The 20,505-nt window shown below is 69.3% G+C and carries 14 protein-coding genes, 2 tRNA genes and 1 riboswitch; of the genes, 14 read left to right on the plus strand and 2 right to left on the minus strand.

Translation table 11 applies throughout. The features are described from left to right. The first annotated feature begins 48 nt into the window (after nt 1-48). The 6 genes from hflX to MXC99_RS13945 are packed head-to-tail and all read left to right on the plus strand — an operon-like array spanning nt 49 to nt 6,078. Nucleotides 49-1,194 carry a ribosome rescue GTPase HflX gene (gene hflX, locus MXC99_RS13920; protein WP_247726030.1) on the plus strand — a complete coding sequence of 382 codons (1,146 nt, stop codon included), beginning with the start codon at nt 49-51 and terminating at the stop codon, nt 1,192-1,194. A gap of 14 nt (nt 1,195-1,208) precedes the next feature. After that, the gene (gene hflK, locus MXC99_RS13925; protein WP_247726031.1) at nt 1,209-2,513 is read left to right on the plus strand and encodes an FtsH protease activity modulator HflK; all 1,305 of its coding nucleotides are present in this window, start codon (nt 1,209-1,211) and stop codon (nt 2,511-2,513) included. Continuing rightward, nucleotides 2,513-3,394, plus strand: coding sequence for a protease modulator HflC (gene hflC, locus MXC99_RS13930; protein ID WP_247726032.1), 882 nt, complete (start codon nt 2,513-2,515; stop codon nt 3,392-3,394). The genes hflK and hflC overlap by 1 nt, the downstream gene beginning before the upstream one ends. A gap of 7 nt (nt 3,395-3,401) precedes the next feature. Continuing rightward, a complete protein-coding gene (locus MXC99_RS13935; RefSeq protein WP_247726033.1) occupies nt 3,402-3,587 on the plus strand; it encodes a DUF2065 domain-containing protein in 186 nt (61 codons plus the stop codon). Nucleotides 3,588-3,605: 18 nt separating this feature from the next. Next, nucleotides 3,606-4,763 (plus strand): ATP phosphoribosyltransferase regulatory subunit, encoded by a 1,158-nt coding sequence (locus tag MXC99_RS13940; RefSeq protein ID WP_247726034.1) that lies wholly within the window; start codon nt 3,606-3,608, stop codon nt 4,761-4,763. Between the two features lie 4 nt (nt 4,764-4,767). Then, nucleotides 4,768-6,078 carry an adenylosuccinate synthase gene (locus MXC99_RS13945; protein WP_247726035.1) on the plus strand — a complete coding sequence of 437 codons (1,311 nt, stop codon included), beginning with the start codon at nt 4,768-4,770 and terminating at the stop codon, nt 6,076-6,078. Nucleotides 6,079-6,272: 194 nt separating this feature from the next. Here the strand turns inward: MXC99_RS13945 and MXC99_RS13950 are convergent. Further along, nucleotides 6,273-6,357, minus strand: a tRNA-Leu gene (locus MXC99_RS13950). Nucleotides 6,358-6,526: 169 nt separating this feature from the next. After that, nucleotides 6,527-6,611 (minus strand) — tRNA-Leu (locus tag MXC99_RS13955). 39 nt (nt 6,612-6,650) lie between these two features. Between MXC99_RS13955 and rnr the strand changes: the two genes are divergently transcribed. The 8 genes from rnr to MXC99_RS13995 all read left to right on the plus strand — a co-directional run bounded on the left by rnr (nt 6,651) and on the right by MXC99_RS13995 (nt 20,486). Then, nucleotides 6,651-9,620, plus strand: a complete 2,970-nt coding sequence (rnr, locus tag MXC99_RS13960; RefSeq protein ID WP_247726036.1) for a ribonuclease R — start codon at nt 6,651-6,653, stop codon at nt 9,618-9,620. Further along, nucleotides 9,613-10,365: a 23S rRNA (guanosine(2251)-2'-O)-methyltransferase RlmB gene (rlmB, locus tag MXC99_RS13965; RefSeq protein ID WP_247726037.1), complete on the plus strand. Its 753-nt coding sequence runs from the start codon at nt 9,613-9,615 to the stop codon at nt 10,363-10,365. Before rnr ends, rlmB begins: the two co-directional genes overlap by 8 nt. Nucleotides 10,366-10,507: 142 nt before the next feature. Continuing rightward, nucleotides 10,508-10,701: riboswitch (cobalamin riboswitch) on the plus strand. 49 nt (nt 10,702-10,750) lie between these two features. Next, nucleotides 10,751-11,491, plus strand: coding sequence for a 5,6-dimethylbenzimidazole synthase (bluB, locus tag MXC99_RS13970; protein ID WP_247726038.1), 741 nt, complete (start codon nt 10,751-10,753; stop codon nt 11,489-11,491). Between the two features lie 228 nt (nt 11,492-11,719). After that, nucleotides 11,720-14,218: a nitrite reductase large subunit NirB gene (gene nirB, locus MXC99_RS13975; RefSeq protein ID WP_247726039.1), complete on the plus strand. Its 2,499-nt coding sequence runs from the start codon at nt 11,720-11,722 to the stop codon at nt 14,216-14,218. A gap of 9 nt (nt 14,219-14,227) precedes the next feature. After that, complete coding sequence (nirD, locus tag MXC99_RS13980; RefSeq protein WP_247726040.1) at nt 14,228-14,578, plus strand: nitrite reductase small subunit NirD; 351 nt, start codon at nt 14,228-14,230, stop codon at nt 14,576-14,578. A 145-nt stretch (nt 14,579-14,723) separates the two neighbouring features. Beyond that, nucleotides 14,724-15,938 (plus strand): nitrate/nitrite transporter, encoded by a 1,215-nt coding sequence (locus tag MXC99_RS13985; RefSeq protein WP_247726041.1) that lies wholly within the window; start codon nt 14,724-14,726, stop codon nt 15,936-15,938. Nucleotides 15,939-15,945: 7 nt separating this feature from the next. After that, entirely contained in the window at nt 15,946-17,628 is a 1,683-nt protein-coding gene (locus MXC99_RS13990) for a bifunctional protein-serine/threonine kinase/phosphatase (RefSeq protein ID WP_247726042.1), read from the plus strand. A gap of 53 nt (nt 17,629-17,681) precedes the next feature. Beyond that, on the plus strand, nt 17,682-20,486 hold the full coding sequence (locus tag MXC99_RS13995; protein WP_282100157.1) for a nitrate reductase: 2,805 nt from the start codon (nt 17,682-17,684) through the stop codon (nt 20,484-20,486). The last annotated feature ends 19 nt before the right edge of the window (nt 20,487-20,505 follow it).

Below are 20,505 nucleotides of genomic sequence, written 5' to 3' on the forward strand. Positions count from 1 at the left end.
CCGTGGCGATGGGGCGCGACCGGTGTCCGTCGGTCGCGGGAGGCACGCATGTTTGAGCGCCCCGCCTCCGGCGAGCGCGCGGTCCTCGTCCAGCTCGACCTCGGCCAGGGGGCGATCGACGAGCGCCTGTCCGAGCTGAAGCTGCTCGCCGGCAGCGCCGGCGCCAGCGTCGAGGCCGTGGTCCAGGGCCGGCGCGCGGCGCCCGATCCCAAGCTCTTCGCCGGCAGTGGCAAAGTCCAGGAGATCGCCGAAGCGCTCCGCGCCCATGCCGCGGACATCGTGATCTTCAACCATGCGCTGTCGCCCGGGCAGCAGCGCAACCTCGAGCGCGAGCTGCAGTGCATGGTCATCGACCGCACCGCGCTGATCCTTGACATCTTCGCCCAGCGCGCCCGCAGCCACGAAGGCAAGCTCCAGGTCGAACTCGCCCAGCTCGAGCATCTGGCCACCCGGCTGGTGCGCGGCTGGACCCACCTCGAACGCCAGAAAGGCGGCATCGGCCTGCGCGGCCCGGGTGAGAAGCAGCTCGAGACGGACCGCCGCCTGCTCGGCAACCGGGTCAAGATGCTCAAGTCCCGCCTCGCCCAGATCGAGAAGCAGCGCAAGGTGCGGCGCCGGGCGCGGGAGCGCCGTGATGTCCTGTCAGTCTCCCTGGTCGGCTACACCAATGCGGGCAAGTCGACGCTGTTCAATGCGCTGACGAAGGCCGGGGCGTATGCAGCCGACCAGTTGTTCGCCACCCTCGATACCACTTCGCGCCGCCTCTACGTCGGCGGTGCCAGCGTCGTGCTGTCGGACACCGTCGGCTTCATCCGCGACCTGCCGCATGCGCTGGTCGCGGCGTTCCAGGCGACGCTGGAGGAAACCGCGCAGGCCGACCTGCTGCTGCACGTGGTCGATTCGGCGAGCGAAGACCGCGACGCCCAGATCGAAGCGGTGAATCTGGTCCTCGCCGAAATCGGCGCCGCAGCCGTGCCGCAGATCCTGGTCTGGAACAAGATCGACCTGACGCACGCGGCGCCGGCAGTCGAGCGGGGGGACTGTGATAAAATCAGACGCATTTTTCTGAGCGCCAGAACGGGTGAAGGCCTCGACCTGCTTCGCGACACACTAGCCGAAGTGGCGCAGCAAACCTTTGGTGACGATGCCGACCGGATCGCCGGGACGGTGGACGAACGATCAGAACAATCGTGATAACAGGCATTCTCATGTCACTCAACGACCCACGCTGGGGTAGCCAGGGCGGTAACGACGGCGACCGCAACGACGGCAATCGCGGCGAAGACAGCCGCGACAGCGACAACCGCGGTGACCGCAACCGCGGTGGCAACCAGGGACCGCCCGATCTCGAAGAGGTCTGGCGCGATTTCAACCAGCGCCTGAGCGGCATGTTCGGCAACAAGCGTGGCGGCCGCGGTGGTGGCGGTGGTGGCGGTGGTGGCGGCTCGCCGCAACTGCCCAGTTTCTCCTTCAAGCAGTTCGGCGGCGGGATCGGCGTGCTGCTGGTGCTGGTCGCCGTAGTCTGGCTGGCGAGCGGTTTTTACACGGTCGATGCCAACCAGCGCGGGGTAGTCCTGCGCCTCGGCAAGTACGTCCAGACCACCGAGCCCGGCCTGCGCTGGCGCCTGCCGGCGCCGTTCGAGTCCCACGAGATCGTCGACCTGACCGGCGTGCGCACGGTCGAAGTCGGCTATCGCGGCTCGGAGCGCAACAAGATGCTGCGCGAATCGCTGATGCTCACCGACGACGAGAACATCATCAACATCCAGTTCGCGGTGCAGTACGTGCTCAACAGCCCGGAAAACTACGTCTTCAACAACCGTTTCCCCGATGAAGCGGTCGGTCAGGCGGCGGAAACCGCGATGCGCGAGATTGTCGGCAAGAGCCGGATGGACTTCGTGCTATACGAAGGGCGCGAGGAAATCGCCGCTACCGCGCACGAACTGATGCAGCGCATCCTCGACCGCTATGAAACGGGTATCCAGATCAGCCGCGTGACGATGCAGAACGCCCAGCCGCCGGAGCAGGTGCAGGCCGCGTTCGACGATGCGGTGAAGGCCGGGCAGGATCGCGAGCGGCAGAAGAACGAAGGCGAGGCCTATGCCAACGATGTCGTGCCCCGTGCCCGTGGTACCGCCTCGCGCCTGGTCGAGGAGGCGAACGCCTACCGCGAGCGCGTCGTCGCCAACGCCGAGGGCGAGGCCAGCCGCTTCAGCCAGGTCTTCGCCGAGTACGTCCGGGCGCCGCAGGTGACCCGCGAGCGCCTGTACATCGAGACCATGCAACAGGTGATGTCGAACACTTCGAAGGTGATGATCGATGCCAAGGGCAATGGCAACCTGCTTTTCCTTCCGCTCGACAAGCTGATGCAGCAGGCCGGCGCCAGGCCGGCGTCGGCGGCGTCCCTGCCCGACTCGCAATCGGCGGCCGGACTGAGCGCGAATGCGCCGATGCCGTCCCTGGACCCGCGCAATCGCGAACTGATGAGAAGCCGTGAGCGGGGAGAGCGCTGATGCGTGACAAGATGTCTGTGATTGGCGGCAGCCTGCTGCTCGCCGTGGTGATCGCCTCGATGTCGCTGTTTACCGTCGATCAGCGCCAGTATGCGATCGTGTTCCAGCTCGGCGAAGTCAAGGAAGTGATTTCCGAGCCCGGACTGAACGTCAAGCTGCCGTTCATCCAGAACGTGCGCTATTTCGACAAGCGCATCCTGACCATGGATACGCCGGAGCCGGAGCGCTTCATCACCTCCGAGAAGAAGAACGTACTGGTCGATCACTTCGTCAAATGGCGCATCGTCGATCCGCAGCTGTACTACGAATCGGTCGCCGGCGACGAAGCGCGCGCGCGCACCCGCCTGACCCAGACGGTCAATGCCGGCCTGCGCGAGGAGTTCGGCCGCCGCACGGTCCATGACGTGGTCTCCGGCGAGCGCGACCGTATCATGGAGCAGATGCGCGAACGTGCCGACCGCGACGCGCGCACCATCGGCGCGCAGATCGTCGACGTGCGCCTGAAACGGGTCGATCTGCCCAACGAGGTGTCCGAGTCGGTGTACCGGCGGATGGAAGCCGAGCGCAAGCGCGTCGCCAACGAGCTGCGCTCGCTGGGTGCGGCCGAAGCCGAGCGCATCCGCGCCGATGCCGACCGCCAGCGCGAGGTCATCATCGCCGAGGCCTATCGCTCGGCCCAGGAGGCCATGGGCGAGGGCGATGCCAAGGCGACCGCGATCTATGCCGAAGCCTACGGCAAGAGCCCGGACTTCTACGCCTTCTACCGCAGCCTCGAAGCCTACCGCTCGAGCTTTTCCGGCAAGGACGACGTGATGGTGGTCGACCCGAGCTCGGACTTCTTCCGCTTCATGAAGGATGCCGGAGGCGCTGCGCGCAACTGATTCCTTCATGGGCAGCTCGCTACTGACCGCCTTCGCCCTGATGCTGATCATCGAAGGTTTTCTTCCCTTCATCGCGCCAGCGGCCTGGCGCGAAACTTTTTTGCGCCTGGCGAGCATGGCCGACGGTCAGATCCGTTTCATCGGGCTGACGTCCATGCTCGCCGGTCTCGTCCTGCTGTTCATTTTCATCTGACACTCATCTGACACTCTCATGCGCTGGGTCTTGCCCGATTACATCCAGGATGCCCTGCCGTCCGATGCCCATCAGCTCGAGACGCTCCGGCGCCGGCTGCTCGACGCCTTCCGGGTGCGTGGCTACCAGCTGGTGATGCCGCCGCTGCTCGAATACCTCGATTCGCTCACCACCGGTGCCGGTCGGGACCTCGAGCTGCGCACCTTCAAGCTGGTCGACCAGCTGTCCGGGCGCACGATGGGGGTGCGCGCCGACATGACGCCTCAGGTCACCCGCATCGATGCCCATCTGCTGAACCGCCGGGGCGTGTCGCGGCTGTGTTACTGCGGCAGCGTGCTGCACACCCTGCCGTCGACCCTGACCGCGACCCGCGAGCCGCTCCAGCTCGGCGCCGAGCTGTACGGCCATGCCGGCATCGAGGCCGACGTCGAGATCCTGCACCTGCTCGCCGAAGTGCTGCGCCTGGCCGAAGTGCCGGCGTCGCGCATCGACATCGGCCACGTCGGCCTGTTCCATGCGTTGGCCGCGCGTGCCGGGCTGGTGCCGGGGCGCGAGGAAGAATTGTTCGACCTGCTCCAGGCCAAGGACGTGCCGGCGCTGCACGATGCGCTTGCCGGGGTGGCCGAGCCGGTGCGCAGTGCGCTGCTCGCACTGCCCGAGCTCTATGGCGGGCCGGAGGTGCTCGATGTGGCGGCCGCACGCCTGCCGCAGGACGCGGAAATTGCCGCCTTGCTGGGGGAACTGCGCCAGCTTGCCGCCGCGCTGGCCGATCTGCCGATCAGCTTCGATCTGGCCGACCTGCGCGGCTACCACTACCACAGCGGCGTCGTGTTCGCCGCTTACGGCGCCGATTCGCCGGCCGCGCTTGCGCTCGGCGGACGGTACGACCGGGTCGGCGAGGCTTTCGGCCGTGCCCGTCCGGCGACCGGCTTCAGCCTCGACCTGCGCGAGCTGGCCTGGCATCTGCCGTCTTCACCGGCGAGCGTCGGTGCGGTGCTCGCACCGCTTGCCGAAGACCCGGAACTGGCGGCCGAAGTGGCCGCCCTGCGCGCGCGTGGCGGGATTGTCGTCACCGCGCTGCCGGGGCATGAAGGAACTTGGAACGAGGCCGGTTGCGACCGGCAACTGGTGAAACGGGACGGGCGCTGGACGCTCGTGCCGTTACAGGGAGAGTAAGGAAATGGCAAAGAACGTCGTCGTCGTCGGCACCCAGTGGGGAGACGAAGGCAAGGGCAAGATCGTCGATTGGCTTACCGACCACGCGAAGGGCGTGGTGCGCTTCCAGGGCGGGCACAACGCCGGCCACACGCTGGTCATCGGCCACAACGAATACAAGCTCAATCTGGTGCCTTCGGGCATCGTGCGCGAGGGGGTGGCCTGCTTCATCGGCAACGGCGTGGTGCTCGACGTCCACCATCTGCTGTCCGAGATCCGCAGCCTCGAAGCCGGCGGCATCAAGGTGCGCGAGCGCCTGCGCGTGAGCCCCGGCTGCCCGCTGATCCTCGGCTACCACAGCGCGCTCGACCGCGCGCGCGAAGCCGCCAAAGCGGCCGGCGACAAGATCGGCACCACCGGCAAGGGCATCGGTCCCACCTACGAGGACAAGGTCGCGCGCCGCGCGCTGCGCGTCTACGACCTGTTCGACCGCGAACGCTTCGCCGCCAAGCTGAAGGCGAACCTCGAATATCACAATTTCGTCCTGACCCGGCACCTCGGTGCCGAACCGGTCGAATTCCAGACGGTGTTCGACGAGGCTATGGCCGATGCCGCCGAACTGCTGCCGATGGTGGCCGACGTCTCCGCCGAGCTCTATGCGATCAACAAGGCGGGCGGCTCGCTGCTGTTCGAGGGCGCGCAGGGCACGCTGCTCGACATCGACCACGGCACCTATCCGTTCGTCACTTCCAGCAACTGCGTCGCCGGCCAGGCCGCGGCCGGTTCCGGCGTCGGCCCCAGTCGTCTGCACTACGTGCTCGGCATCACCAAGGCCTACTGCACGCGGGTCGGCGGCGGTCCGTTCCCGACCGAGCTCGACATCGAGACCCCGGGCGTGCCGGGCGAGCAGATGTCGACCAAGGGCCGCGAGTTCGGCACCGTCACCGGGCGCAAGCGCCGCTGCGGCTGGCTCGACCTGGCCGCGCTGAAACGTTCGATCATCATCAACGGCGTCACCGGCCTGTGCATCACCAAGCTCGACGTGCTCGACGGGCTGGCCGAACTGAAGCTGTGCACCGGCTACCGGCTCGACGGCAAGCGTATCGACCTGCTGCCGATGGGCTCGGAGGAGGTCACGCGCTGCGAGCCGATCTACGAGACGATGCCGGGCTGGAGCGGCACCACCTTCGGTGCGCAGAGCTGGGACGCGTTGCCGCAGGAGGCGCGCGCTTACCTGCATCGCATCGAGGAAATCTGCGAGATCCCGATCGACGTGATCTCGACCGGCCCCGAGCGCGACGAAACCATCCTGCGCCGTCACCCGTTTGGCGCCTGATTTCGTCTCGTCGCCGAGCCCGGTCGCAGCCGCGACCGGCACCGCAGAAAACGCGGGAGTGGTCCTGTCCGCGAACGGCTTCCCCGCATGGGGCGTTCGCGGGCCGGTCCGCTCCCGCGGCATTTCCGCCAGCGCTGCCGCACGCTTGCCGGTGAACGAAAAAAGCCGGCTTTCAGCCGGCTTTTCCCTGCGTTTGGTGCCCAGAAGAGGACTCGAACCTCCACGCCTCGCAGCGCTAGTACCTGAAACTAGTGCGTCTACCAATTCCGCCATCTGGGCAGGGACGCGCATAATAGCAAAGGCTTCGACCTGCGGGAAGGGCTTCACCCATTTTTTCGCGCTCCGGCCGTCGATCGAGGCGGTCCGCGCGCGATGCAGCAGCGCCACTCCCCGGCGGTTGGCGGCGGACAACAAAAAAGCCGCTCCGAAGAGCGGCTTTTCCGACAACTGGTGCCCAGAAGAGGACTCGAACCTCCACGCCTCGCGGCGCTAGTACCTGAAACTAGTGCGTCTACCAATTCCGCCATCTGGGCAGGAAGACGCGCATTATAAGCACCGAAAGAAGATTGTCAATGACTCGCAAAACGAAAAAAAACACTTCCAGGCGCGGCACGACGCAAGCCGAAGAGGCCGCGCGCACGAACTCCGCCCACCGCAGCGAGAAGGCGCACAAGAGTGCCGGTGACGGCCACCGTCCTGCTTCCGTCACGCCTCCGGCCGCGACGGGCGTTGCGAAGGGAGCGGTGAAGGGCCCCGGCCGCAGCCGTGCCGCACGCAAGGCCGCGGCCGCCCAGGCGAGCGCCATCCGCCTCGCCGATCCGCACTACCTGCGGGAATCGCAGCAGTACGAACATCCGCTTCCCAGCCGCGAGTACGTGCTGCAGATCCTCGCCGAGCGCGGCGTGCCGATGCCGTTCTCGGAACTCGTCGCGGCGCTCGACATCGCGCCGCACGAGCTCGATTTCTTCGACCGCCGCTTGCGCGCGATGGAGCGCGACGGCCAGATCATCCGCAACCGGCGCGATGCCTACCTCTTGCCGTCCAAGGTCGATCTGATCAAGGGCCGTGTCGAGGGGCATCCGGACGGCTTCGGCTTCCTGCGCCGCGACGACGGCGAGCCCGACATCTTCCTCGGCCCCAAGGAGATGCGCGAAGTGCTGCACGGCGACCGCGTGATCGTGCGCATCTCCGGCACCGACCGCCGCGGCCGCCCCGAAGGCAAGCTCGTCGAGGTCCTCGAACGGGCCAACACCCGGGTCGTCGGCCGCGTCATCAACGAACACGGCGTCATGATCGTGGTGCCGGAGAACCGCCGCCTGGCGCAGGACATCCTGGTCGCCCCGGGCGGGCGCAAGAAACCCGAGCCCGGCCAGATCGTCACCGTCGAACTGGTCGAGCAGCCGACCAAGTTCGCCCAGCCGATCGGGCGCATCGTCGAGGTGCTGGGCAACTACGCCGACCCCGGCATGGAGATCGAGATCGCGCTCAGGAAGCACGACCTGCCCTTCGAGTTTTCGTCGGAAGCCAAGGCGCAGACGCGCAAACTCCCCGACACGGTACGCAAGAAGGACTGGGCCGGGCGCGAGGACCTCACCCGGCTGCCGCTGGTCACCATCGACGGCGAAACCGCGAAGGACTTCGACGACGCGGTGTATTGCGAGCGTCAGGGCAAGGGCTACCGCCTGATCGTCGCCATCGCCGACGTTTCGCACTACGTCGACGCCGCCAGTGCGCTCGACCAGGACGCCTTCGATCGCGGCAACTCGGTGTATTTTCCGCGCCGGGTGATCCCGATGCTGCCGGAGAAGCTCTCCAACGGCCTGTGCTCGCTCAATCCGCAGGTCGAGCGCCTGGCGATGGTGGCCGACATCGACATCTCGGCCAGCGGGGCGATCAAGCAGTACCGCTTCTATCCGGCGGTGATCTGGTCGCATGCCCGCCTGACCTACACCCGGGTGGCTGCGGCGCTGTACGACAAGGATGCGGCCGCACGCGCCGAACTGGCCGCGCTGCTCCCCCATCTGGAAAACCTCGACAAGCTTTTCCGCGTGCTGCTCAAGGCGCGCGCCAAACGCGGCGCGATCGACTTCGAGACCACCGAGACGCGGATGATTTTCGATGAGCAGGGCAAGATCGCGCAGATCGTGCCCGAGGTGCGCAACGACGCCCATCGCCTGATCGAGGAGTGCATGCTCGCCGCCAACGTGTGCGCGTCCGACTTCCTCGCGACCCGCGAGCACCCGGCGCTGTACCGCGTCCACGACAGCCCCTCCGAGGACAAGCTCGCCAAGCTGCGCGAATTCCTCAAGGAGTTCGGCCTCGGCCTGGGCGGCGGCGACGAGCCGCGCGCGAGCGATTTCGCCAAGCTGCTCGAACAGGTCAAGGACCGCCCCGATGCCCAGCTGCTGCAGACCGTGATGCTGCGCTCCTTGAAGCAGGCGATGTACAGCCCGGACAACGTCGGCCACTTCGGGCTCGCCTACGAGTCCTACACCCACTTCACTTCGCCGATCCGGCGCTACCCCGACCTGTTGATCCACCGCGGCATCAAGGCGGCGCTCGCCGGTGAACAATACCGCCCCGGCGACTGGGAGCAGATCGGCCTGCACTGCTCGATGACCGAGCGCCGCGCCGACGAGGCCACGCGCGACGTGGTCGCCTTCCTCAAGTGCTACTTCATGCAGGACCGCGTCGGCGAGGAATTCACCGGCAGCGTGTCGGCGGTCGTGCCCTTCGGCCTCTTCGTCGCCCTCGACGACATCTTCATCGAGGGCCTGCTGCACATCTCGGATCTGGGCAGCGACTACTTCCACCACGACGAGACCCGCCACGCCCTCGTGGGCGAGCGCACCGGCAAACAGTTCCGCCTCTCCGACCGGGTCAAGGTGCAGCTCGTGCGGGTCGACATGGCGACCAACAAGATCGACTTCCGCCTCATCGAGGGGCCGCTGCCGGCGCAGCCGAAAGCGCCGGCGAAGGCCGCCGAAGCTACGGCACCGCAAGCTGAAGCGCCGCAAGCCGCGGTGCCGGCGGCCGCCGCGAAGCCGCCCAGGGCGCGGCCGAAGAAGCGCGCGGCCGAGCCGGTGGCCGCGCCCGCACTGGCCGCCGAGGCCCCGGCTGCGATGCCGGCGGCCGCGGAGCCCAAGTCGCGCAAGTCCCGGGCGAAGAAGGCGGCCGCCGAGCTCGCTCCTGCACCGGCGGCCGCGCCGCCGGCCGCCGTGTCCACGCCGCGCAAGGCGCGCACGAAGAAGACCGTTGCAGAGCCGGCGCCGGTCGAAGCCCCGCCTGCCGCCGAGGCGAAGGCGCCCCGGTCGCGCGTGAGGAAGGCGGGCACGCCGCCGGCTGCCGACGCGCCGGTCCCGGCCGCGGCCGTGCCGGCCACCGAAGCGAAGCCGCGCACGCCGCGCGCGAAAAAGGCCGCGGCCGCAGCCGCTGCCGCACCGGTCCCCGAAGCGCTAGAATCCGCGACCCCGACTCCGTCCGTGGCTCCGGCCCGACGTGCCGGGCGCAAGACTTCCGCAAAGGGCACCGACCGTGGCTAAAGCACCCGAGAACACTCCCACCCGACTGATCTACGGCTTTCATGCCGTCTCCGCCAAGCTGCGTCATGCGCCCGATTCGGTGCTCGAGGTCTTCCTCTCGGCCGACCGCAAGGATGCGCGCGTGCGGAAATTCCTCGCCCAGGCCGAGGCCGCCGGAGCGCGCGTCACCCAGAGCGAAGGCGACAAGCTCGACGGCCTGGTCGGCACTCGCCGCCACCAGGGCGTGGTCGCCAAGGTCGACGCCACCCGGCGCGAGATCAAGCTCGCCGACGTGCTCGACGGCCTCGACGAGAACGCGCTGATCCTGGTGCTGGACGGCGTCCAGGACCCGCACAACCTCGGCGCCTGCCTGCGCGTGGCCGACGCCGCCGGCGCGCACGCCGTGGTCGCGCCCAAGGACCGCGCCGTGGGGCTCAACGCCACCGCGGTCAAGGTCGCCAGCGGTGCGGCCGACACCGTGCCCTACATCACCGTCACCAACCTTGCGCGCGCGCTGCGCGAGATGCAGGAGGCCGGCGTGTGGGTGATCGGTGCCGCCGGCGAGGCCGAGCAAACGCTCTACGACATCGACCAGAAAGGGCCGCTCGCCTGGGTGCTCGGCGCCGAAGGTGATGGCCTGCGCCGGCTCACCCGCGACACCTGCGATGCGCTCGCCCGCATCCCGATGCACGGCAGCGTCGAGAGCCTGAACGTGTCGGTGGCGAGCGGGATCTGCCTGTTCGAGGCCCGCCGCCAGCGCGGCTGAAGGCTCCGGCAGCGGCGGTGCGCGCTCCGCCCCGGGGTGCCGGGGGCGCGGGCGCCTGCGCGATGCGGCGGCGCGCACGCCGGGGCTTGGCGGTGCGCGCCGCCCCCACGGGGCCCGCTGCGGAGGATTTCCGGGTAAGCTTCGTCGCCATGTGCTTCGGGGTGCCCGCGCTCGCCGCGGGAGAATCGGGAAGGCGGTTCGAGTCCGCCGCGCGCCCAGCGCCGTGAAGGGGATTGTCCGGGCAAGGTTCGCTCAGCCACTGGTCCGCGAGGACCGGGAAGGCGTCCGGACGAGACGATCCGCAGCCGGAAGACCGGCCCCGAAGCGTTTCAGGCGGCCGCCTGGTCGGTGGCCGTCCACTGCTCGACGACAAGGGGAATACTTCATGAGCAGCCCTTCGCAGTCCATCCAGGCCGATCCGCAGTTCAGCGCCGAGGAGCGCGCCGCGGTCTATCGCGCGATCCACACCCGGCGCGACGTGCGCGGCCAGTTCCTGCCCGATCCGATTCCGGACGAGGTGCTCGCGCGCGTCCTGAATGCCGCCCATCACGCACCTTCGGTCGGTTTCATGCAGCCGTGGGACTTCGTTCTCGTGCGCTCGCCGGAGGTGAAGCAGCAGATCCATCGGGCCTTCGGTGCGGCCCACGCCGAAGCCGAGCTGATGTTCGAGGAAGGCAAGCGCACCACCTACCGGCAGCTCAAGCTCGAAGGCATCCTCGAAGCGCCGGTCAATCTGTGCATCACCTGCGATCGCCGCCGCAACGGCCCGGTCGTGATCGGGCGCACCCACATCGCCGCGATGGACCTGTACAGCTCGGTGTGCGCGGTGCAGAACCTGTGGCTCGCCGCGCGCGCCGAAGGGCTGGGGGTGGGCTGGGTCAGCATCTTCCACCAGCAGGCGCTGCGCGAAGCGCTCGGGATTCCGCGCGAGATCATCCCGGTGGCCTACCTGTGCATCGGCTACGTCAGCCACTTCTACGACCGCCCCGAACTCGAGGCCGCCGGCTGGCTGCCGCGCCTGGCGCTCGGCGAACTGCTCCATTTCGACCGCTGGCAGGGCGAGGCCGACGCCGCCGGTGCCGCGCTCCTCGCCCGCCTCGACGAGGCCGGCCCCGCCCGCGGCTGATCGGGCGCCGCCCGGCGCCGCACAAGCTCAGTGCGTCTGCTGCTTTTTGCTGCACTGCAGCTGTGCGCCGCCCGGCGCAAACCCCTTGACGTTTTCCCCCTGAACTGCCCGGAAGCCGCCGGATCGGCCGCTTCCGGGCAGTTGGCACGTTTGATGCTGTGCAATCGCCGAGGACCGTGTCCGGCGTGATGCGCCAGCGTCCATCGATTCAGCCCTGCGGAGAACGTCATGAAAAAGCTCAAACTCGTCCTTGTCGGCAATGGCATGGCCGGCGTGCGTACCCTCGAAGAGCTGCTCAAGCTCGCCCCCGACCTGTACGACATCACCGTGTTCGGCGCCGAACCGCACGGCAACTACAACCGCATCCTGCTGTCGCCGGTGCTCGCCGGGGAGATGACCCTGCCCGAGATCATGCTCAACGATCTGGCCTGGTACCGCGAGCACGGCATCACCCTGCATGCGGGCACGACGGTGACGAAAATCGACCGCGCACGGCGCAAGGTGTTCGCCGAGGCCGCCGACGGCAGCGCCGTCGAGGCCGACTACGATCGCCTGCTGCTCGCCACCGGTTCCACCCCCTTCATTCCGCCGATTCCCGGCAACGGACTGGCCGGGGTGCTCGGCTACCGCGACATCGCCGACACCGAGGCGATGATCGAAGCCGCCGGCAAGTACCGCCACGCGGTGGTGATCGGCGCCGGGCTCCTCGGCCTCGAAGCGGCCAACGGCCTGATGCTGCGCGGCATGGACGTCACCGTGGTGCATCTTGGAGAGTGGATCATGGAGCGCCAGCTCGACCGTGCCGCGGCCGACATGCTGCAGTCCTCGCTCGGAGCGAAGGGGATGAAGTTCCTGCTCGCCCGCCACACCGAGGCGCTGCTCCCTGCCCCCAGCGAGGGTGGGGAAGGGGGCGCGCGCGTCGGTGCGGTGCGCTTCAAGGACGGCACGGAAATTCCCGCCGACCTGGTGGTGGTCGCGGCCGGCATCCGTCCCAGCTATGCCCTCGCCGAAGCGGCCGGGCTGTACTGCGGCAGCGGCCGGGTGCGCGGCATCCACGTTTCGGACACGCTGCAGACCGTCACCGACCCGCGCATCTACGCGGTCGGCGAATGCGTCGCTCACCGCGGCGTGGCCTATGGCCTGGTGGCGCCGCTGTTCGAGCAGGGCAAGGTGTGCGCCAACCACCTCGCCAACTTCGGTATCGGCCAGTACCGCGGCTCGGTGACCTCGACCAAGCTCAAGGTCACCGGCATCGACGTGTTCTCCGCCGGCGACTTCAGCGGCGGCCCGGACACCGAGGAGATCGTGCTCCACGACAAGCAGGGCGGGGTCTACAAGCGCGTCGTGCTCAAGGACGACCGCATCGTCGGTTCGGTGCTGTACGGCGACACCGCCGACGGTTCCTGGTACTTCCAGCTGATGAGGGACCGCCAGAGCGTCGCCGAGATCCGCGATCAGCTGATGTTTGGCCACTCATTTGGCAGCACTCGGCTGGGCGACGCCGGGCACAAGGGCGAGAACCGCGCGGCGAGCATGCCCGACAGCGCCGAGGTGTGCGGCTGCAATGGCGTGTGCAAGGGCACCATCGTCAAGGCGATCAAGGAAAAGGGCCTGTTCACCCTGGACGAGGTCAAGCAGCACACCAAGGCGGCATCGAGCTGCGGTTCGTGCACCGGTCTGGTCGAGCAGATCCTCGCGTCTACGGTCGGCGGTGCCTACCAGGCGGTGAGTGCGCACGACAAGCCGGTGTGCGCCTGCACCGAGCTGTCGCACGGCCAGGTGCGGCGCGCGATCCGCGAACACAAGCTGCTGACGATTGCGGACGCGACCGCCTTCATGGAGTGGAAGACGGCCGACGGCTGTGCCACCTGCCGCCCGGCGCTCAACTACTACCTGGTGTCGACCTGGCCACACGAGGCCGTGGATGATCCGCAGAGCCGCTTCATCAACGAGCGCGCCCACGCCAACATCCAGAAAGACGGCACCTTCTCGGTGGTGCCGCGCATGCTCGGCGGCATCACCACGCCCGACGAACTGCGCCGCATCGCCGATGTCGCCGACAAGTACCGGATCCCGACGGTGAAGGTGACCGGCGGCCAGCGCATCGACCTGCTCGGGGTCCGGCGCGAGGACCTGCCCAAGGTGTGGAAGGACCTCGGCATGGCCTCCGGCCACGCCTACGGCAAGAGCATCCGCACGGTGAAGACCTGCGTCGGCGCCGAGCACTGCCGCTTCGGCACCCAGCGCTCGATGGCGATGGGTGTCGACCTGGAAAAGATGCTGTTCGGCATGTGGAGCCCGCACAAGGTCAAGCTCGCGGTTTCCGGCTGCCCGCGCAACTGCGCCGAGGCCGGGATCAAGGACATCGGCGTGATCGGCGTCGACTCCGGCTGGGAGCTGTATGTCGCCGGCAACGGCGGGATCAAGACCGAAGTCGCCCAGTTCCTGTGCAAGGTCGCCACCCGGGAGGAGGTCATGGAGTATTCCGCCGCCTTCCTCCAGCTCTACCGCGAGGAAGGCTTCTATCTCGAGCGCACCGTGCACTACGTGCACCGCGTCGGTCTCGAGCATGTGAAAAAGCGCGTCGTCGATGACGCCGAGAGCCGGCATGCGCTCCATCAGCGCCTGCTGTTCGCGGTCCAGGACTACGCCGACCCGTGGGCCGCGCGCGCCGCCGCCGACGCCGAGGCCGCGCTCAAGACGCCGTTCGAAACCCTCCACGCCTGAGAAAACGCCATGACCCTCGACACCCCCCTGGACACGCCGCCTGCCGCCACCGAAGGCGAATGGAAGGCGATCTGCGCGCTCACCGACATCCCGCGCCTGGGCGCGCGCGTGGTCGCCTCCCGCCACGGCGACATCGCCATCTTCCGCACCGCCGCGGACGAAGTCTTCGCCCTCCACGACAAGTGCCCGCACAAGGGTGGGCCGCTGTCGCAGGGCATCGTCCACGGTCGCGAAGTCAGCTGCCCGCTGCACGGCTGGAAGCTCGCCCTCGACACCGGCGCCGTGCTCGCCCCCGACGTCGGCTGCAGCAAGCCCTTCGCGGTGAAGCTGGTGGCGGGGCAGGTCATGCTCAGGAGCTGAGTCCCGCGACCGGGAGTCCGCACCGCGCTGCGCGCCGTTTCCCTGTTCCCGTTCCCCATCCACACCGGCCATGCCGCTCTCCGGCACGGCACGGCGGCGTGCTGCCTGCAGTCCTGCTGCGCAATCCAACTCCGGGAGTTTTCTCATGGACCGAAAGGCCTTTCTCCGCGCCGGCCACCCGCCCACCCTGCTGGCGGCCTTCCTCTACTTCGATCTGGCCTTCATGGTGTGGGTGCTGCTCGGCCCGCTCGGCGTGCAGATCGCTGCCGACCTCGGCCTCGATCACGCGCAAAAGGGTTTCATGGTGGCGCTGCCGGTGCTCGCCGGCGCGATCCTGCGCTTCGTCATGGGGGTGCTGGTCGATCACCTCGGGCCCCGGCGCAGCGGCGCCGTCGGCCAGCTGATCGTCATCGGCGCGCTCGCCGCGGCGTGGTGGTTCGGGATCACGAGCTACCATCAGGTGCTGCTGCTGGGCTTTTTCCTCGGCTTTGCCGGGGCCTCGTTCGCCGTTGCTCTGCCGCTCGCCTCGCGCTGGTATCCGCCGGAACACCAGGGCACGGCGCTGGGCATCGCCGGTGCGGGCAACTCCGGCACCGCGCTCGCCGCGCTGTTCGCCCCCGGGCTGGCGCTCGCCTTCGGCTGGAGCAACGTCTTCGGCCTGGCGCTGATTCCGTTGGTGCTGGTGTTCGTGTTCTACCTCGTCGTCGCCCGGGATGCGCCCGAGTGCCCGCCGCCGAAGCCGCTCGGCGACTATTTCAAGGTCCTGAAGGACAAGGATGCGTGGTGGTTCATGTTCTTCTACTCGGTCACCTTCGGCGGTTTCGTCGGCCTCGCCTCCTCGCTGACGATCTATTTCAACACCCAGTACGGGCTGGATGCGAAGACCGCGGGCTACTTCACCGCGGCCTGCGTGTTCGCCGGCTCGGTGGTGCGCCCGGTCGGCGGCGCGGTGGCCGACCGCATCGGCGGCATCCGCACCCTGACCGCGATGTACCTGGTCGCCGCGGCGTTCCTCGTGCTGGTGAGCTTCGCCCTCCCCGCAGCGTGGATGGCGCTTGCCGCCTTCGTCGCCGCGATGCTGGCGCTGGGCATGGGCAATGGCGCGGTGTTCCAGCTCGTGCCGCAGCGCTTCCGGCGCGAGATCGGGGTGATGACCGGGCTGGTCGGCATGGCGGGCGGCATCGGCGGCTTCTACCTGGCGTCCTCGCTCGGCTATGCCCGCCAGGCGACCGGCAGCTACCAGGCCGGCTTCCTGATCTTCGCTGCGCTCGCCGTGTTCGCGCTGCTCGGGCTGACCATGGTGAAGGCGCGCTGGCGGACCACCTGGGGGGCCGCGCACCTGACTTCGGCCCGGATCTGAACCGCTCATGCCCGATGTTCGCCTCGGCTACGCCACCCACGCCGGGCCGCGGCCGCACAACGAGGACTTCGTTGCCGCGGCTGCGCCCGAGGGGGCCGAGCGCGAGCACAAGGGGGTGCTGCTGGCGGTCGCCGACGGTGTCGGCGGCCATGCCCACGGCCGCGAGGCCGCGGAATACACCGTGCGCAGCCTGCTCGCCGACTACTTTTCCACCCCCGACACCTGGAGCGTGGAAAAGTCGCTCGATGCCGTGCTCGCCGCTGCCAATCGCTGGCTCCTGGCGCAGGCGGCGCGCACCGCCGAATATGCCGGAATGGCGACCACGCTCACCGCGCTGGTGCTGCGCGGGCGGCGTTTCCACCTCGCCCACGTCGGCGATGCGCGCGCCTACCTGTGGCGCGACCGGACCCTGCTGCGCCTGACCGAGGACCACACCTGGCCGCATCCCGAACTGAGCAACGTGCTGCGCCGCGCCGTCGGGCTGGAGAGGCGCCTGCTGGTCGACTTCGACGACGGCGAGCTTGCCGCCGGCGACCGCTTTGTCCTCGCCACCGACGGGGTGTGGAATGCGCTCGGGGATGAGCGGGTCGTGACCGTGCTGCGGCACGCGGCCGACCCCCAGGCGGCGGCCGATGCGCTGGTCGCGGAGGCGCTGCGCGCCGGCACCACCGATAACGCCAGCGCGCTGGTGGCGGAGGTCGCCGCGCTGCCGGCGGCGAGCCTGCACGACCGTCTCGCCGATGGCCGCCGCCGGGCGTTGCCGCCACGGCTGAAAGCGGGCGAGGCGATCGACGGCCTGCGGGTCGAGGCCTTGCTCCATGCCTCGCGCCTGACCCTGCTCTACCGCGTGCGGCGGGAGGCGGATGGCGCGCTTCTGGTGCTGAAGACCCTGTTGCCCGACTTCGACGGCGACGACGAGGCGTGCCGCGCCCTGGCGCACGAGGAGTGGCTGGCGCGGCGGGCGCCGGGACAGGGCTTCCCGCAGGTGGTCGATCATGCGGCGCGCGCCCACCTGTATTACCTGATGAGCTGGCACGCGGGCGAGACGCTGCAGGCGGCGCTCGGGCGCGGCCACCGTTATCGGGTGGCGGAAGTGGTCGATCTCGGCTGCGCCCTGTTGCGCCATCTTGGTGCGCTGCACCGCCTCGATATCGTGCATCGCGACCTCAAGCCCGACAACCTGCACGTGGACCGCGACGGCCGGCTGCGCCTGCTCGACCTGGGGGTGGCCGCCGCTGCCGGCGAGGCGCTGCACGAGACCCGCCCCCCCGGCACGCCGTCCTACATGGCGCCGGAGCTGTTCGCCGGGCAGGTCGCGGACGAGGCTTCCGATCTCTATGCCTGCGGCGTCACGCTCTACGAGCTGCTGACGCGGCATTACCCCTACGGCGAGATCGAGCCCTTCCAGCGTCCGCAGTTCGGCACCCCGCTGCCGCCCACCCGCTACCGCCCGGACACTCCGGCCTGGCTCGAAGCCGTGCTGCTGAAAGCCTGCGCCCGTGCGCCGGGGGAGCGCTTCGAGACCGCGGAAGAGTTTCGCCTGGCACTCGAACGCGGCGCCCAGCGCCCGCTCGCGACTCCGCGGCGGACACCGCTGGTGGCGCGCAATCCCGGGCTGGCATTGAAACTGCTTGTAGTGGCTTCGCTGCTGCTCGACATCGTCTTGCTCCACCTGTTGAGCCGCGCATGAACCCTCCCCGTGCGGGGGCGGATAGACCTTGACGACCATCAACGAGGCGGACCATGACCCCACAACACCCCGAGACTTACGGCCGCGCCGCCGTTGCACATCGACCGGGCGCCGGTGTGCACGCGCCGGCGTGTGCCGCGCCGCGCCATGAAACCCGCGCCACCTGTGCCTACTGCGGAGTGGGCTGCGGCGTGATGATCGAGCACGACGGCACGCGCATCACCGGGGTGCGTGGTGACCCCGCGCACCCGGCCAACTTCGGCCGGCTGTGCACCAAGGGCGCAAGCCTGCATCTGAGCGCCGGCCTCGACACCCGCCTGCTGTACCCGGAGTACCGCGCCACGCGCACGGAGCCGCGCCGGCGCATCGCCTGGGAGGCGGCGATCGATGCCGCTGCCCGGCGTTTTGCCGAGATCATCGCCGCCCACGGCCCGGACGCGGTCGCGTTCTACATTTCCGGCCAGCTCCTGACCGAGGACTACTACGTCTTCAACAAGGCGATGAAAGGGCTGATCGGCAGCAACAACATCGACACCAACTCGCGCCTGTGCATGTCGAGCGCCGTCGCCGCCTACAAGGCGACCCTGGGCGCGGATGCGCCGCCGTGCTGCTACGAGGACTTCGACCATGCCGACACGATCCTGATCGCCGGAGCCAACCCGTCCTATGCCCACCCGGTGGCCTTCCGCCGCATCGAGGAAGCGAAGGCGCGGCGCCCGCAGATGAAGCTGATCGTCGTCGACCCGCGCCGCACCGACACCGCGGCGGCGGCCGACCTGCACCTGGCGGTGCTGCCCGGCACCGACATCCGGCTGTTCGAGGCGATGCTCCACGTCCTCCTGCGCGAGCGCAGGGTCGATGAGGCCTGGATCGCCGCCCACACCGAGGGCTTCGAGTCCTTGCGTGCCCACGTGGCCGAGCTCAGCCCCGTGGTCGCCGCCGAAGTGTGCGGCGTCGCGGCGGACGACATCGTCACCGCGGCGCGCTGGTGGGGGCAGGCGCCGGCGGCGCTGTCGCTGTGGTGCCAGGGGCTGAACCAGTCGATCCACGGCACCGACAATGGCACGGCGCTGATCGCGCTGTCGCTCGCGACCAGCAAGATCGGCCGTCCGGGCTGCGGCCCGTTCTCGCTCACCGGCCAGCCCAACGCGATGGGCGGGCGCGAAGTCGGCGGCCTGGCCAACCTGCTGCCGGCCCACCGCGACCTCGCCAACCCTGCGCACCGCGCCGAAGTGGCGCGCCTGTGGGGTATCGACCGCGTGCCCGAGACGCCCGGCCTGAGCGCGGTTGAGCTGTTCGAGGCGGTGCGGGCGGGCAAGGTGAAGGCGGTGTGGATCGCGTGCACCAACCCGGCGCAGTCGCTGCCGGCGCAGACGCGGGTGCGCGAGGCGCTCGCCGCCTGCGAGTTCGTCGTCCTCCAGGAGGCTTTTCGCAGCACCGAGACCGCGCCGTTCGCCGACCTGATGCTGCCGGCGATGACCTGGGGCGAGAAGGACGGCACGGTGACCAACTCCGAGCGTCGCATCAGCCGCGTGCGCCCGGCGCTGCCGGCGCCGGGCGAGGCGCGCGCCGACTGGCGCATCGCGCGCGACTTCGCGCGCGCGCTCGGGCCGCGCATCGGCAAGCCGCAGGCCGCGTGCCTGTTCGCCTACGAATGCGCGGAGGAGGTCTTCGCCGAGCATGTCGCCACCACGGTCGGGCGCGATCTCGACATCGGCGGCCTGAGCTACGCCCTGCTCGAGGCCGCGGGGCCGCAGCAGTGGCCGTTTCCGGCCGGGGCGCGGGTCGAGGAGGGCGCCGTGCGCGCGCGCCTGTACGTCGACGGCCGTTTCCCCACCCCGAACGGCCGCGCCCGCTTCGTCGTTCCCGGCCGCGCGCTGACCGCGGAAAAGGTCGATGCGCGCTATCCGTTGCACCTCACCACCGGGCGCCTGCGCGACCAGTGGCACGGCATGAGCCGCAGCGGCAAGGTCGCCCGCCTGTACGGCCACGTCGACGAGGCCCGCATCGAACTCCATGCCGACGACCTCGCGGTGCGCGGGCTGCAGGACGGCGACATGGTCCGGGTCGCCAGCCGCCGCGGCGAGCTGGTGCTGCGCGCGCGGGCGTCGCCCGACATGCGCAAGGGCCAGGCCTTCATCGCCATGCACTGGGGACGCAAGGTGCTCGGCTCGGCGGGCGTCAACCTGCTCCTCGGCGGCGACTTCGATCCACGCTCGAAACAGCCCGAGCTCAAGCATGCGGTGATCCGCATCGACAAGGCGGTGCTGCCGTTCCGGGCGCTGCTGATGCGCGCCGAACGCCCCGGGCGCACCGCGGCGGAGGACGCCGAGGCGTTGTCGCCGTGGCTGGAGCGCTTCGCCTACGCCTCGCTCGCGCTCGCCGGGCGCGAGCATCCGGCGGTGGTGATGCGCATCGCCCACGACCGCCCGATTCCGCCCGCCTGGATCGGCGAGCTGGACGCGCTGCTCGGGCTCGGGGGCGATGACGCCCTGTCCTACGTCGACGTCCGGCGCGGCATCGGCAAGCGCGCGCTGATCGAGGACGACCGCCTGGTCGGGTTGCGCCTGGCGGGCGAGAGTGCGGCACAGGCATGGCTGAGCGAACTGATCGTCGACCGCCGGCCGGCCGCCGGGCTGCGGCGCTGGCTGCTCGCACCGCTGGCGGCACCGCCGGCGCAGGCGAAGCTGCGCGGGCGCATCGTGTGTAACTGCCTGGATGTCGCCGAGGCCGATATCGCCGCTGCGATCGCAGGTGGGGACGACTTCGACCGGCTGCAGCGCACGCTCCGCTGCGGCACCTCCTGCGGCTCCTGCGTGGCCGAGATCCGCAGGATGCTCCGGGCATCGGGCCACTAGCCCCGGCGGGGCGCTCCCG

The organism is Thauera aromatica (assembly GCF_023093595.1).
GTDB classification, from domain to species: domain Bacteria; phylum Pseudomonadota; class Gammaproteobacteria; order Burkholderiales; family Rhodocyclaceae; genus Thauera; species Thauera aromatica_A.